The 12,430-nt window shown below is 62.6% G+C and carries 10 protein-coding genes; 6 read left to right on the top strand and 4 right to left on the bottom strand.

Annotation, left to right across the window (positions count from 1 at the left end):
* Window positions 1–14: 14 nt before the first annotated feature.
* Window positions 15–1,262: an ABC transporter substrate-binding protein gene (locus QX071_RS24035; protein WP_315706229.1), complete on the bottom strand. Its 1,248-nt coding sequence runs from the start codon at window positions 1,260–1,262 to the stop codon at window positions 15–17.
* A gap of 225 nt (window positions 1,263–1,487) precedes the next feature.
* On the opposite strand from QX071_RS24035, the gene QX071_RS24030 reads away from it, so the two are divergent.
* From QX071_RS24030 to QX071_RS24015, 4 genes are all read left to right on the top strand, one after another.
* Window positions 1,488–1,901: a Zn-ribbon domain-containing OB-fold protein gene (locus tag QX071_RS24030; RefSeq protein WP_315706230.1), complete on the top strand. Its 414-nt coding sequence runs from the start codon at window positions 1,488–1,490 to the stop codon at window positions 1,899–1,901.
* Between the two features lie 4 nt (window positions 1,902–1,905).
* The gene (locus QX071_RS24025; RefSeq protein WP_315706231.1) at window positions 1,906–3,045 is read left to right on the top strand and encodes a thiolase C-terminal domain-containing protein; all 1,140 of its coding nucleotides are present in this window, start codon (window positions 1,906–1,908) and stop codon (window positions 3,043–3,045) included.
* A gap of 99 nt (window positions 3,046–3,144) precedes the next feature.
* Entirely contained in the window at window positions 3,145–4,059 is a 915-nt protein-coding gene (locus QX071_RS24020; RefSeq protein ID WP_315706232.1) for an SDR family oxidoreductase, read from the top strand.
* Between the two features lie 131 nt (window positions 4,060–4,190).
* Window positions 4,191–5,303 carry an SMP-30/gluconolactonase/LRE family protein gene (locus QX071_RS24015; protein ID WP_315706233.1) on the top strand — a complete coding sequence of 371 codons (1,113 nt, stop codon included), beginning with the start codon at window positions 4,191–4,193 and terminating at the stop codon, window positions 5,301–5,303.
* A gap of 59 nt (window positions 5,304–5,362) precedes the next feature.
* Here the strand turns inward: QX071_RS24015 and ppc are convergent, their stop codons facing one another.
* Both ppc and QX071_RS24005 read right to left on the bottom strand, forming a co-directional pair.
* Window positions 5,363–8,167 carry a phosphoenolpyruvate carboxylase gene (gene ppc / locus QX071_RS24010; RefSeq protein ID WP_315706234.1) on the bottom strand — a complete coding sequence of 935 codons (2,805 nt, stop codon included), beginning with the start codon at window positions 8,165–8,167 and terminating at the stop codon, window positions 5,363–5,365.
* Between the two features lie 99 nt (window positions 8,168–8,266).
* On the bottom strand, window positions 8,267–9,076 hold the full coding sequence (locus QX071_RS24005) for a crotonase/enoyl-CoA hydratase family protein (RefSeq protein WP_315706235.1): 810 nt from the start codon (window positions 9,074–9,076) through the stop codon (window positions 8,267–8,269).
* 101 nt (window positions 9,077–9,177) lie between these two features.
* Between QX071_RS24005 and QX071_RS24000 the strand changes: the two genes are divergently transcribed.
* Complete coding sequence (locus tag QX071_RS24000; protein ID WP_315706236.1) at window positions 9,178–10,053, top strand: SDR family oxidoreductase; 876 nt, start codon at window positions 9,178–9,180, stop codon at window positions 10,051–10,053.
* Between the two features lie 17 nt (window positions 10,054–10,070).
* Here the strand turns inward: QX071_RS24000 and QX071_RS23995 are convergent, their stop codons facing one another.
* Window positions 10,071–11,345: an acyl-CoA dehydrogenase family protein gene (locus QX071_RS23995; RefSeq protein ID WP_315706237.1), complete on the bottom strand. Its 1,275-nt coding sequence runs from the start codon at window positions 11,343–11,345 to the stop codon at window positions 10,071–10,073.
* A 181-nt stretch (window positions 11,346–11,526) separates the two neighbouring features.
* Between QX071_RS23995 and QX071_RS23990 the strand changes: the two genes are divergently transcribed.
* On the top strand, window positions 11,527–12,306 hold the full coding sequence (locus QX071_RS23990) for an enoyl-CoA hydratase-related protein (protein ID WP_315706238.1): 780 nt from the start codon (window positions 11,527–11,529) through the stop codon (window positions 12,304–12,306).
* Window positions 12,307–12,430: the final 124 nt, after the last annotated feature.

Here is a 12,430-nt window from a genome sequence, read left to right as displayed (position 1 = left end):
CCGCTCTTGCGGCGTTACGGCGCCGGGTAGACCGGCTTGCCGGTGGCGGTCTCGTGCGGATAGATGGACACGAACTTGATGTGCCCATGCTCGTCCAGCGCAAGCTGGCCCAGCGGCGTCAACTCGCCGATCTGGCCGCCCATCTCGTCGAGCGCAAAGGTGCCGTCGAGTGTCTTCAATTGATTGGAGAGCGAGAACACCGCGCGCCGCAACTCCATCTGATCGAGCGAGGAGGCGACCGAAAGCGTCTTCTCGATCACAAGGCCGGTGGTGTAGCCGGCGACCGCGTTGAAGCCGAACTCGATCTTGCCGTCGGGATATTTCTTGTTCCAGGCCGCCTTGTACTCCTTCATCGTCATTCCGAAATTGACGGGATAGTCGATCTCGGAAGGCGGCACATAGGTCCAGATGTGCTCGAGTCCCTTGGCGCCGATGTTCTTCTCCAACAGCTCCGTTTCCAGTCCGGCATAGATTGCAAACAGCATCTTGAAATTGACGCCGACGTCCTGGACATTGCGCAGGAAAGCGATGTCGTTGGGGGCGTAGCCAAAATGGATCACGGCATCCGGATTGGCGTTGTTGATGTTGTTGATGATCACCGTGTAGTTGGTGGTCTCGGTCGGCACGCCCTGATCATAGACGATCTCGATCGGCGCACCGGAGTCCTTGACGAACTTGCGGAATGCGTTGGCCTGCGTTCCCGTAAACTCGTTGGTGGCGTAGAGGATCGCGATCTTCTTGATGCCGAGCCCGGGCCCGTCATGGGTGATGAAATCGGCGACCGGCTTCGGCCAGACGGTCGAGACGGGGTCTGCGATCAGCGCGATATAGGGATTGTCCTTGGAGAAGAAGCTCGCGCCGGTGCCGGTCTGATCGAACAGGAACATCTTGTGGTCGCGGGCGATCGTCACCGCCGGTGCCGTCAGGACCGAGCCGGAATCGGCGACCAGAAGGTCGACCTTGTCCTGGGTGACGAGCTGATTATAGAGCGTCGACGCCGTGGCCGTGTTGCTCTGATCGTCATAGGCGACCAGCTTGACCGGGATCTTCTTGTCGAAGGCCTTCACGTAGACGCCGCCCTCGGCATTCTTCTGGTCGGCCCAGAGCTTCAGTGCGCTATGGACGGGCATCGAGATCGAGGCATAACGGCCGGATGAAGCATAGAGCGTGCCAATCTTGATTTCGGCCGGAGCATGCGCAGCGAAAGCCGAACCCGCGAACGCGATGCACGCGGCCAAGCCCGCACCGATCAGCTTGAACATCCGTTCCTCCCTTGATCTTTTTTGTATGACCTTTTGGTCTTTTTTCGCATGGCGGCAATTGAGCGTGCGCTTGTCAGGTGACAGGCGCGCCGTGTCGTCCGCTTATGCGCATGCCGTTGGCCGGCATGCATGCAGTGATGGACCGTTGACGCCCAATAGTCAAATGGCGCATCACCTTTGCAAACAAGCGGGTGGCCGAGCCCGCCTTTCGGGAGGACGAGACAGATGGCCGAAGCCGCGCGTGCGCGCCCGAAACCGACACCCGAGACGCAGCACTTTTGGGACGGCACGAGGCTTGGCGAATTGCGGCTGCAGCGCTGCGACGCCTGCGCCCATGTCTACTTCCCGCCGCGGCCGTTCTGTCCGTCTTGTGCCAGCCGCGAGGTCAGCGTGTTCAAGGCCTCCGGGAGGGGCACGCTTTACAGCTATGTCATCAATCATCGCCCGACCGCACCCGGCTTCACGCCGCCTTATGCGATCGCTGTCGTCGCACTGGATGAAGGCCCGCGCATGATGAGCAACATCACCGGCTGCCCGCAAACGCCGGAGGCACTTGAACTCGACATGCCGCTCGAGGTGACCTTCGAAAAGCTCGACGAGCAGATCACCCTGCCCTTGTTCCGACCGGCCAAGGGGTAAGCGCATGCGCAGAAACCAGGTTGCCGTGGTGGGCGCGGCAGAGACCACCAAGCTCGGCGTGATCCCCGACATGTCGCAGATCCAGTTGCATGCGGACGCGGCGCTGAACGCGCTGGCCGATGCCGGCCTGAAGCTGTCCGACATCGACGGTTTCGCCACCGCCGTCGAAACGCCGCAGCAGATCTGCCATTATCTCGGCATCACCCCGACCTGGGTCGACGGCACTTCGGTCGGCGGCTGCTCGTTCATGCTGCATGTCCGTCATGCCGCAGCCGCGATCGAAGCCGGTCTGTGCAAGACCGTGCTGATCACGCATGCCGAGAGCGGCAGGTCGATGATCGGCAAGCCGCCGCGGTCGATTCCGGCCGACAGCCTACAGGGGCAATTCGAGGCGCCGTTCGGCATATTCGGGCCGCCCAGCATGTTTCCGATTCCCGTACTGCGCTACATGAAGACCTACGGCATTACCCATGAGCAGCTGGCGATGGTTGCGGTCGTGCAGCGGGAATGGGCGGCGAAAAATCCGCGCGCCATGATGAAGGAGCCGATCACCGTCGAGGACGTGCTCAATTCGCGGATGATCGCCTATCCGTTTCGGCTCTTGCAGTGCTGTCTCGTTACCGACGGCGGCGGCGCGCTGATCCTGGCCTCCGCTGACCGCGCCAAGGACTTCCCGCAGCAGCCGGTGTATATTCTCGGCACCGGCGAGAGCGTGGAGACGCCGATGGTGAGCCAGATGGAGACCTTCACCTCCTCGCGCGCGTTCAAGGTCGCAGGTCCCCTCGCCTTCAAGGAGGCCGGGATCACGCATCGCGACGTCGATCACCTGATGATCTATGACGCCTTCGCGCATCTGCCCTTGTTCGGGCTTGGCGATCTCGGCTTCATGCCGCATGAGGAAACCGGGCCATTCATCGCGGCGGGCCATACGCGCCCCGGCGGCAAGCTGCCGCTCAATACCAACGGAGGTGGCCTCTCCTACATGCATTCCGGAATGTACGGCATGTACGCGTTGCAGGAGAGCGTGCGACAGATGCGCGGCATTGCCCCGGCCCAAGTCCCGAACGCGAAGATCTCGGTTTGCCACGGTGTCGGCGGCATGTTCGCCGCGTCGGGAACGATCATCTTTACGAATGAGAAGTAGCACGCTCGTCATTCCGGGGCGGTCCGCAGGACCGAACCCGGAATCTCGAGATTCCGGGTTCACGCTTCGCTTGCCCCGGAACGACAGCAGGAGGCAGCATTGACCAAACTACTTCAAGACAAAGTCATCATCGTCACCGGCGCTGGCCGCGGCATTGGTCGTGCGATCGCCCTGCTTTGCGCCGCCGAGGGCGCCAAGGTGGTCGTCAATGATCCTGGAGTCGCCTCCGACGGTTCCGGCACCAGCGCCGCGCCGGCCGAGGAAGTGGTCGAGGAGATCCGTAAGCGCGGCGGTACGGCGGTCGCCAATTTCGAGTCGGTCGCCGAAGCCATTCCGGCGAGCCGGATCGTCAAGACCGCGACCGATCACTTCGGCCGGCTCGACGGCGTGGTCAACAATGCCGGCATCCTGCGCGACATGATCTTCCACAAGATGAGCGTCGAAGCCTTCGAGGCCGTCATCAAGGTACATCTGTTGGGCTCCTTCTACGTGGCCCATGCCGCTGCGCGGCTCTTCCGGGAGCAGGAAAGCGGTTCCTTCGTGCACTTCACGTCCACCTCCGGCCTGGTCGGCAATTACGGACAGGCCAATTACGCTGCCGCCAAGCTCGGCATCGTGGGACTGTCCAAATCGATCGCGCTCGACATGCACCGCTTCAATGTGCGGTCGAACTGCGTCTCACCTTTCGCCTGGAGCCGGATGATCGGCACCATTCCGACCGAAACAGACGCCGAACAGGAGCGCGTGGAGCGGATGAAGCGGATGGGACCGGAGAAGATCGCACCCGTCGTCGCCTATCTGCTGAGCGAGGAAGCGAAGGATGTCACCGGACAGGTTTTTGCGGTGCGCATGAACGAGATCTTCCTGATGAGCCAGTCGCGCCCGATCCGCTCTGTCCACCGCGGCGAAGGGTGGACACCGCAGACCGTCGCGGAACACGCGATGCCGGCCCTGAGGCCGTCCTTCTACAAGCTCGACCGCTCCGCCGACATCTTCAGCTGGGATCCGATCTGATTGGCGCCCGATGCGCCGTCGACGGCTCCTTGCAGCGCAAACTATCATAAGTTGTTTTATTCTCACACTGCCCGCTTTGTGCCGAATTATGGCGTATGATCTCCTCCCAACAAGAACGTGGGAGGACACATATGACAAATCCACGACACGACTCCGACGCGGCGGGCGAAGCAGATCACTTCGACCGCCGTGCCCTGCTGAAGGGCGCAGCGGCTTTTGCCGCCGCGGCCGCGGCGGTCTCGCCCGCCACCGCGCGCGACTACGGGAGAGGCACGCAGCCGCAGCGCTATCCTGATCCTGACATCGTTGTGATCGACGAAAAGCGCTTCAAGGCGAAGGTCGGCAACACCGCGATTCACCGGCTCTATACCGGCTGCCTATGGGCTGAAGGGCCGGCGTGGAATGCGCAGGGGCAATATCTGGTCTGGAGCGACATCCCGGCCAATCGACAACTGCGCTATCTCGATGACGACGGCCACATCTCCGAACAGTTCCACAAGCCGTCGAACGAAGCCAATGGGAGCACCTTCGATACCGAGTTCCGGCAGATTACCGCCGAGCGCACCCGCCTGGTCCGCTACGAGCATAACGGCTCCGTCACGACCTTGGCCGAGCAGGCCAACGGCAAGCCACTCAACGGGCCGAACGACATGGTCGTGCACCCGAACGACAAGTCGATCTGGTTCACCGATCCGGGTTATGGCGCGCTCAGCATCTACGAAGGTCAGCGCGTGAACATGGGTTCCGTGCAACCTTACCAGAAGGAAGCGGTCTATCGCATAGACGCGCAATCCGGCCAGATCAGCAAGGTCGCCGACGATCCCTTCAAGCCCAACGGCATTGCCTTCAGCAATGACTACAAGAAGCTCTATGTCTGCGATACCGGCAGCACGCATTATCCGCAAGCGAAGAACGTTGTGTGGTCGTACGACATTGATGGCGATAAACTCTCCAATCCGAAGCAGTTCATCGACATGACGCTCGACGGCAAGTCAGGGCTTGGCGACGGCGTACGCGTCGACATCGACGGCAACATCTGGGTCGGTTCCGGCTGGGTCGGCGAGGGTTATGACGGCGTACAGGTGTTTGCGCCGACGGACGGCGTACGGATCGGCCAGATCCGCCTGCCGGAAACCTGCGCCAATCTCTGCTTCGGCGGCAAGAAGCGCAATCGCCTGTTCATGGCTGCGAGCCAGTCACTCTACGCGGTCTATGTGGAGACGATGGGCGCGCATTTCTGTTAGCGAATAGCGAACGAGAAGAGCGAATAGCGGACGATCCATTCGCTACTCGCCCTTCGCGACTATCCCGTGTTCCTCAAGCCCGCCGAAATGCCGTTGATCGTGAGCTGTATCCCACGCAGAATCTGCTCATCGGGATTCTGCGCGCGGTGCTCCTTGAGAAGTTCGACCTGCACGTGGTTGAGCGGGTCGAGATAAGGAAAGCGGTTGCGCACGGAGCGCTCAAGCAGCGAATTGCCCTGCAAGAGCCGGTCCTGCCCCATGATGTCGAGCAACGTCTCGATCGCCAGATGGTATTCGCGGCGGATGCGGCCGAAGATCTTTTCGCGCAGGTCCTCGTCCGCCACCAGCTCGGCATAGCGCGAGGCGATCGCGATCGAACTCTTGGCCAGCACCATGTCCATGTTCGACAGCAGCATGCGGAAGAACGGCCACTCGCGATAGAGCTCCTTCAGGAACGGCATCCCCTGGTCCGGATGCTCCGCGATCCAGGCCTCGACCGCGCTGCCGAACCCGTACCAGCCGGGAAGCATCAAGCGGCACTGCGCCCAGGAGAACACCCAAGGAATGGCACGCAAATCCTCGATGGCGCGGGTCTTCTTGCGCGAGGCCGGCCGGCTGCCGATGTTGAGCGTCGCGATCTCGTTGATGACGGTCGAGGCCCAGAAATATTCGACAAAGCCGTCGGTCTCATAAACGAGGCCGCGATAGGCCTTGAAGGCGAGTTCCGACAATCGATCCATCGCGGTCAGATATTCGCGTTTCGGCGCCGGCTGCCGCGGGTGCAGCAAGCTCGCCTCCAAGGTGGCCGCCGCAAGGATTTCCAGATTGCTGCGGCCGACCTCGGCGTTGGAATATTTGCTGGAGATGATCTCGCCCTGCTCGGTGATCCGGATCTGACCATTCACCGCGCCGCCGGGCTGCGCGATGATCGCATCATAACTCGGTCCACCACCTCGGCCGACCGAGCCGCCGCGGCCATGAAACAGACGCAGCCGCACATGATGGCGTTCGAAGATCTCGACCAGACCTATCTCGGCCTTGTAGAGCTCCCAGCCTGAGGTGACGAAACCGCCGTCCTTGTTGCTGTCGGAATAGCCGAGCATGACCTCCTGCACGGCGCCGCGGCTGTCGACCAGCCGGCGATAATCATGGAGCGCCAGCATTCGGTCCATGATGCCGCTGGAGGCCTGCAGATCATCGATCGTTTCGAACAACGGCACGATGTTGACGGCGCTGCGCCCCGCGGGGTCGATCAACCCGACCTCCTTCAAGAGCAGCGCGACTTCCAGCATGTCCGACATGCCCTTGCACATCGAGATGATGCATTGCGGTATTACGTCCGCGCCGAACGTAGCATGTGCCTCGGCGGCGGCACGGAACACCGCAAGCTCACTGACCGTCTCGTCGCTGTATTTGATGAATTGCGACACCAGCGGCCGTGCATTGCGCAGCTCGCTCGTCAACAGCGCGATGCGAGCCTCTTCGCTCAGTGCAAGATATGACATCCCGGGCATCGCGGTGTCGAACAGCTCGGCGACGGTGCGTTCATGGACGGCCGAGTTCTGCCGGATATCCAGCCGGGCCAGATGGAAACCGAAGCAATCGACCGCGCGGCGTAGCATCCTCAGGCGGCCGCGCGCGATCACCCGGGCGTTGTTGGCGATCAGTGAGCGATGCAGCACATCGAGGTCATCCTGGAATTCCCGGACGCTCTTGTAGGGCGCGCCTTCGCCGACAGGCGGCCGGCTGATCTGAATGCCGAGCTTGTTCGCGGTCGCGGCCAGCCGCGCATAGATGCCGGAGACCGCCAGCCGGTAGGGCTCGCCGCTGCGATGCGGCGAGATATCCGGCGAACGCTCGGCAAGCGCCCGCAGATCCTCGGAGATCTCCGCCAGATGCGCGGCGATCGACAGCTCGCCGCCGAGCAAATGCAGCTCTTCAAGATAGTAATGCAGCACCAAACTGGACTGCAGCTTTAAGGTCCCCCGCATGACCTCAGCGGTCACGAACGGGTTGCCGTCGCGATCGCCGCCGATCCAGCTGCCCATCCGCAAGAACGAGGCGAGATCGCCGGCCAGGGCCTCGCCGTCGTTGAGGCGATCCTCGAGCGAGCACAACAGTGCCGGCACCTCGCGGAGAAAGGTATAGTCGTAGAACGACAGGCCGTTGGTGACCTCGTCGAGCACCGTGAGCTTGGTCCGGCGCAACAGGTTGGTCTGCCACAGGGTCAGCACCGCGCGCCGCAGCGCTTCGTCATTGGCCTCGCGCTCGTCGGGCGTGAGCTGGACCCGCTCGCGGCGATCGAGCAGCGTGGCGACCTCCATCTCGCGATCCATCGTGCTCCTGCGGCGCACTTCGGTCGGATGCGCAGTCAGCACCGGGCTGACCAAGGCGGTCGCAAAGAACTTGCGCAAATCGGCCGCGCCAAAGCCGGCTGCCTTCGCGTGCGACAAGGTCTCGGCGAGCATGCCGCCCCCGCCATTGGAATCGGCGCGGGCGCGCATGCGGCGGATGTTGTTCTGATCCTCGGCAATGTTGGCGAGATGGGAGAAATAGCTGAACGCGCGGACGATGCGCACGGTCTCGGCGATCGTCATGCTGTCGAGGATCTGCTCCAGCTCGCGCCTAGCCTGGCGGTCCTCATCGCGGTGGAAGCGTACCGACGTCTGCCGGATACGCTCGACCAGATCGAACACGTCGGCACCTTCCTGGTCGCGGACGGTGTCGCCGAGGATCCGTCCCAGCAACCGGATATCCTCCCGCAGCCTCGCATCGTCCTCCATCGCCTGAGCCTCTTGGGCCCGATCGCGCCTGATCTCGGCGTCGGAAGGATCAACGTCTGAAGGCATGGGCTGCGGCGACATGGCTCTTCTCCCCAGAAGCGGCCCGGCAACACTCAGTCTGCAACTTTTTTGCCGCAGCGCAAGATGAAGATGGAGGCCGCTCGGGAAGGCCTAGGGGCATCAGACGTCAACGAACCTTGGCGCCCGCTTCTCGATATTGGCGCGAACGGCCTCGAGCTGGTTCGGGCTGCCAATCAGCTTCTGCTGCTCGACCGACTCGGCCAGCAGCGCCGGACCGGGATCGACCGAGAGGCTGTTGAACATGCGCTTGGCGGCGCGGATCGCATCCGGGCTCTTGCCCGCGATCTCAAGCGCCGTCGCGAGCGCGGCGCCGCGCGGATCGTCGCAGATGCGCGTCACCAGGCCGTAGGACTGCCCTTCCTCAGCGGAAAAGACTCGTCCCGTATAGGTCAGCTCACGCAGGATATCGTCGCGCATGAGCGTCGCCAGGATCGGCGTACCCGCCATATCAGGCACCAGGCCCCATTTGATCTCCATGATCGACATCCTGGTGTCGGGCGCGACGTAGCGCATATCGGCGCCGAGCGCGAGCTGGAAGCCGCCGCCAAACGCCACGCCATGCACCGCAGCAATCACCGGTACCGGCAATTGGCGCCAGCCCCACACCGCCTGCTGGGCGAAATTGGCCTGACCATGGGTGCGGACGGTGAGATCGCGCGTCTCGCCGCCGGCAATGCCGTTGCCGCCGTTCTCGTTCATCGCCGCAAAGCGCCCCATGTCCAGGCCGGCGCAGAACGCCCGCCCTTCGCCCGAGAGCACGACCGCGCGCAGGCCCTTCTCCTTGGACAGCCGCTCGGTCGCCTTCACCAGCGCCTCGAACATCGCCATGTCCAGCGCATTCATCTTGTCGACCCTGACCAACCGGACGTCGGCGACGCCGTCCTTGATCTCGATCGCGACTCGTTCCATCGAACGGCTCTCCCTGTTCATCTTCTTTCCGGCTTTACAGGAAACCGGCAGAGCGATTTAGTCAATCAACCAATTAACGATGGGATTTTGAGGCAGGAACGATGTTCAAGGACAATCTCCTCGCAGGTCGACGGATTCTTGTGACGGGTGGCGGCACCGGGCTCGGCAAGGCCATGGCCGCGCGTTTCCTGCAGCTCGGCGCCGAAGTGCATATTTGCGGGCGACGGAAAATCGTTTGCGACGAGACGGCGACCGAACTGATGGACCTCCATGGCGGCCGCGTCACCAGCCATGGCGTGGACATCCGGAACGCTCAGGCCGTCGAGGAGATGATCGAAAACATCTTCCAGGAAGGCGGCCTCACCGATCTCATCAACAACGCCGCCGGCAATTTCATTTCCCGCACCGAGGATCTCAGTCCACGCGGCTTTGACGCGGTCGCGAACATCGTGATGCACGGCACCTTCTACGTCACGCATGCGGTCGGCCGGCGCTGGATCGCGGCCAAGCAGCCGGGCAATGTCGTTTCGATCACCGTGACCTGGGTGCGCAACGGCTCGCCCTATGTGGTGCCGTCGGCGATGAGCAAATCGGCTATTCACGCGATGACGATGTCGTTGGCGACCGAATGGGGCCGCTACGGCATCCGCCTCAACACGATCGCTCCGGGCGAGATTCCGACCGAGGGCATGAGCAAGCGCATCAAGCCCGGCGACGAGGCCGGCGCGCGCACCAAGGCGATGAACCCGATGGGCCGGGTCGGCACGATGGAGGAATTGCAGAACCTTGCCGTGTTCCTGATCTCCGGCGGCTGCGACTGGATCAATGGCGAGACGATCGCGATGGATGGCGGCCAGGCACTCGCGATGGGCGGCAATTTCTATCAGCTGCGCGACTGGACCGACGACGACTGGACCAAGGCCAAGGAATCGATCAAGGCGCAGAATGAGAAGGACCGCGCGGCGCGAAACGGTTGAGGTGACCGCGCCCGGCTTCACCGTTTTGCCGCTCCCATATAGCCGAACAGGAAGCCCGCGACCTTGCGCATCTGAATCTCCTCGCTGCCCTCGGTGATGCGGTAGCGGCGGTGATGGCGATAGATGTGCTCGAACGGCTTGTGGCGCGAATAGCCCATGCCGCCGTGGACCTGAATGGCGCGATCGGCGGCCTCGCAGCAGAGACGGTTGGCCCAGTAATTACACATCGAGACCTTGTCAGACAGCGAGTGCTCCACCTCCGCCTGCGTCATCCGGTCCATCTCCCAGGCCGTCTTGCGGATCAGAAGTCTCAGCATCTCAGCCTGGGTGGCGAGCTCTACCAATGGCCACTGGATCGCCTGGTTCTCGGCCAGCGCCTTGCCGAACGGTTTACGCTCGCGCGCGTAACTCACGCTCTCATTGATGCAATAGACCGCGGCGCCCAGCGAGCTCGCGGCTTGGCGGATGCGGTTCTCGTGCACGAAACATTGGGCGAGCGACAGGCCGCGGCCGACCTCGCCGAACACAGCGTCTTCCGGCACGAACACATCGGTGAAAGAGACACGCGGATGGTCGGTCGGCATGTTGAAGGTCCAGAGATATTCTTCGACCTTCACCCCCTCCGCTTTTGCCGGCACCAGGAAACAGGTGATGCCGCGGGCGTCGCCGTCATGGCCGGAGGTGCGGGCGAACAGCGCGCAATGCGTCGCGACATGCATGCCGGTGGTCCACATCTTCTCGCCATTGATCAGCCAGCCTTTGACGCTGTCGCGCACAGCCGGCACCGCCCGGGTTTCCATATGGGTGGCGTCGGAGCCGTGATGCGGCTCGGTGAGCCCAAAGGTGATGCGATATCTGCCGGTGATCGCGCCATCGATCATCTCCTTCTGGGCATCGGTGCCGTAGCGGTCGAGCATGGTCACGATCGGAAAATTGCCGACGATGGAATGCTCGTTCTGCAGATCGTTGTGCAGGCCGAGCCCCTTCGAGGCGAAGTGCTCACGAATCACGGCCATCCACAAATTGGAGCCGTCCTTGCCGCCATAGCGTTTTGGGATCGCGAAGCGAAGGTGACCGGCTCCGTCGGCACGGTCCTTGGCCTGACGCAAGAGCACCTCCCACTCGTGCCGCGGTAGGCCGCCATTGTCGAAATCGGTGCGCGCCCATTCGCGACGGTGATCGAAGAAACGGATGTTGTCATCGGACTCTTCCAGCGGCTTGATCTCGGCCGCTATGAAACGGTCGAGCTCATCGAGATAGGCGACGAGATCCTGAGGCAAGGAAAAGTCCATGGCGTATCTCCCGGCATTTTGTTGTTCGCTTCGCCGCGCGGTCGGCGCATCTTAAGGTGATCAGCGGCGGTCTGCTCGTGACGCGCGACGTCCTTGCGTATTTGCAGCTCCACACGAGCCACGCTTGCGCTAGTGTCGCGTGTAATCGTTTCGCATCATCAAAAAACTGGAGGGACCGCCGATGGAGCTGAAATATTCGAAAGTAACCCGCAAGGGCCCGATCACGATCGTCACCTTGGCGCGTCCTGAGGTGTACAATGCGCTGCATATCGAGGCCCATTACGAGCTCAACAGGGTGTTCGACGACTTTGCCGCCGATCCCGAGCAATGGGTCGCGATCGTCACCGGCGAAGGCGACAAGGCCTTCTGCGCCGGCAACGACCTGAAATGGCAAGCCGCCGGCGGCGCGCGCGGCTGGGACAAGGGCGGCTTCGCCGGGCTGACTTCGCGGTTCGACTGCGACAAGCCGCTGATCGCCGCCGTCAATGGCGTCGCGATGGGTGGCGGTTTCGAGATCGCACTCGCTTGCGACCTGATCATTGCCTCGGAGAATGCGACCTTCGCCCTGCCCGAGCCGCGGGTCGGTCTCGCCGCGCTTGCCGGCGGACTGCAGCGATTGCCCCGACAGATCGGGCTCAAGCGCGCGATGGGCATGATCCTGACCGCGCGCCATGTCAGCGCGCGCGAAGGCTTCGAGCTCGGCTTCGTCAACGAGGTCGTGCCACAAGGCGAGGCGCTGGCGGCCGCAGAACGCTGGGCCGAGACGATTTGCAAGAACTCGCCGATGTCGATCCGCGCGTCGAAGCAGGCGATCGAAAAAGGCCTTGCCGTATCGCTGGAGCAGGCCATCACCGAGCAGCGCGATTATCCGGCGGTGCAAGCGATGATCCATTCGCAGGATTACGTCGAGGGTCCGAAGGCCTTCGCCGAGAAGCGTCCGCCGAAATGGCTGGGGAGGTAAGCTCTCCAGGATCTCGTCATTCCGGGGCGCCCGGAGGGCGAGCCCGGAATCCATACTCGCGATCGTGGTTATGGATTCCGGGCTCACCGCTGCGCGGCGCCCCGGAATGACAGGCGAGAGAGAT

This window comes from Bradyrhizobium sp. SZCCHNS1022 (assembly GCF_032484835.1).
Classification (GTDB): domain Bacteria; phylum Pseudomonadota; class Alphaproteobacteria; order Rhizobiales; family Xanthobacteraceae; genus Bradyrhizobium.
The sequence above is the reverse complement of the archived record's forward strand: the minus strand, read 5'-3'. Positions and strand labels throughout refer to the sequence as shown.

What these genes read in the sequence shown, in the direction of transcription:
- QX071_RS24035 (WP_315706229.1), bottom strand. Translation starts at nt 1,262, where the DNA reads ATGTTCAAGCTGATCGGTGCGGGCTTGGCCGCGTGCATCGCGTTCGCG.
- QX071_RS24030 (WP_315706230.1), top strand. Translation starts at nt 1,488, where the DNA reads ATGGCCGAAGCCGCGCGTGCGCGCCCGAAACCGACACCCGAGACGCAG.
- QX071_RS24025 (WP_315706231.1), top strand. Translation starts at nt 1,906, where the DNA reads ATGCGCAGAAACCAGGTTGCCGTGGTGGGCGCGGCAGAGACCACCAAG.
- QX071_RS24015 (WP_315706233.1), top strand. Translation starts at nt 4,191, where the DNA reads ATGACAAATCCACGACACGACTCCGACGCGGCGGGCGAAGCAGATCAC.
- ppc (WP_315706234.1), bottom strand. Translation starts at nt 8,167, where the DNA reads ATGTCGCCGCAGCCCATGCCTTCAGACGTTGATCCTTCCGACGCCGAG.
- QX071_RS24005 (WP_315706235.1), bottom strand. Translation starts at nt 9,076, where the DNA reads ATGGAACGAGTCGCGATCGAGATCAAGGACGGCGTCGCCGACGTCCGG.
- QX071_RS24000 (WP_315706236.1), top strand. Translation starts at nt 9,178, where the DNA reads ATGTTCAAGGACAATCTCCTCGCAGGTCGACGGATTCTTGTGACGGGT.
- QX071_RS23995 (WP_315706237.1), bottom strand. Translation starts at nt 11,345, where the DNA reads ATGGACTTTTCCTTGCCTCAGGATCTCGTCGCCTATCTCGATGAGCTC.
- QX071_RS23990 (WP_315706238.1), top strand. Translation starts at nt 11,527, where the DNA reads ATGGAGCTGAAATATTCGAAAGTAACCCGCAAGGGCCCGATCACGATC.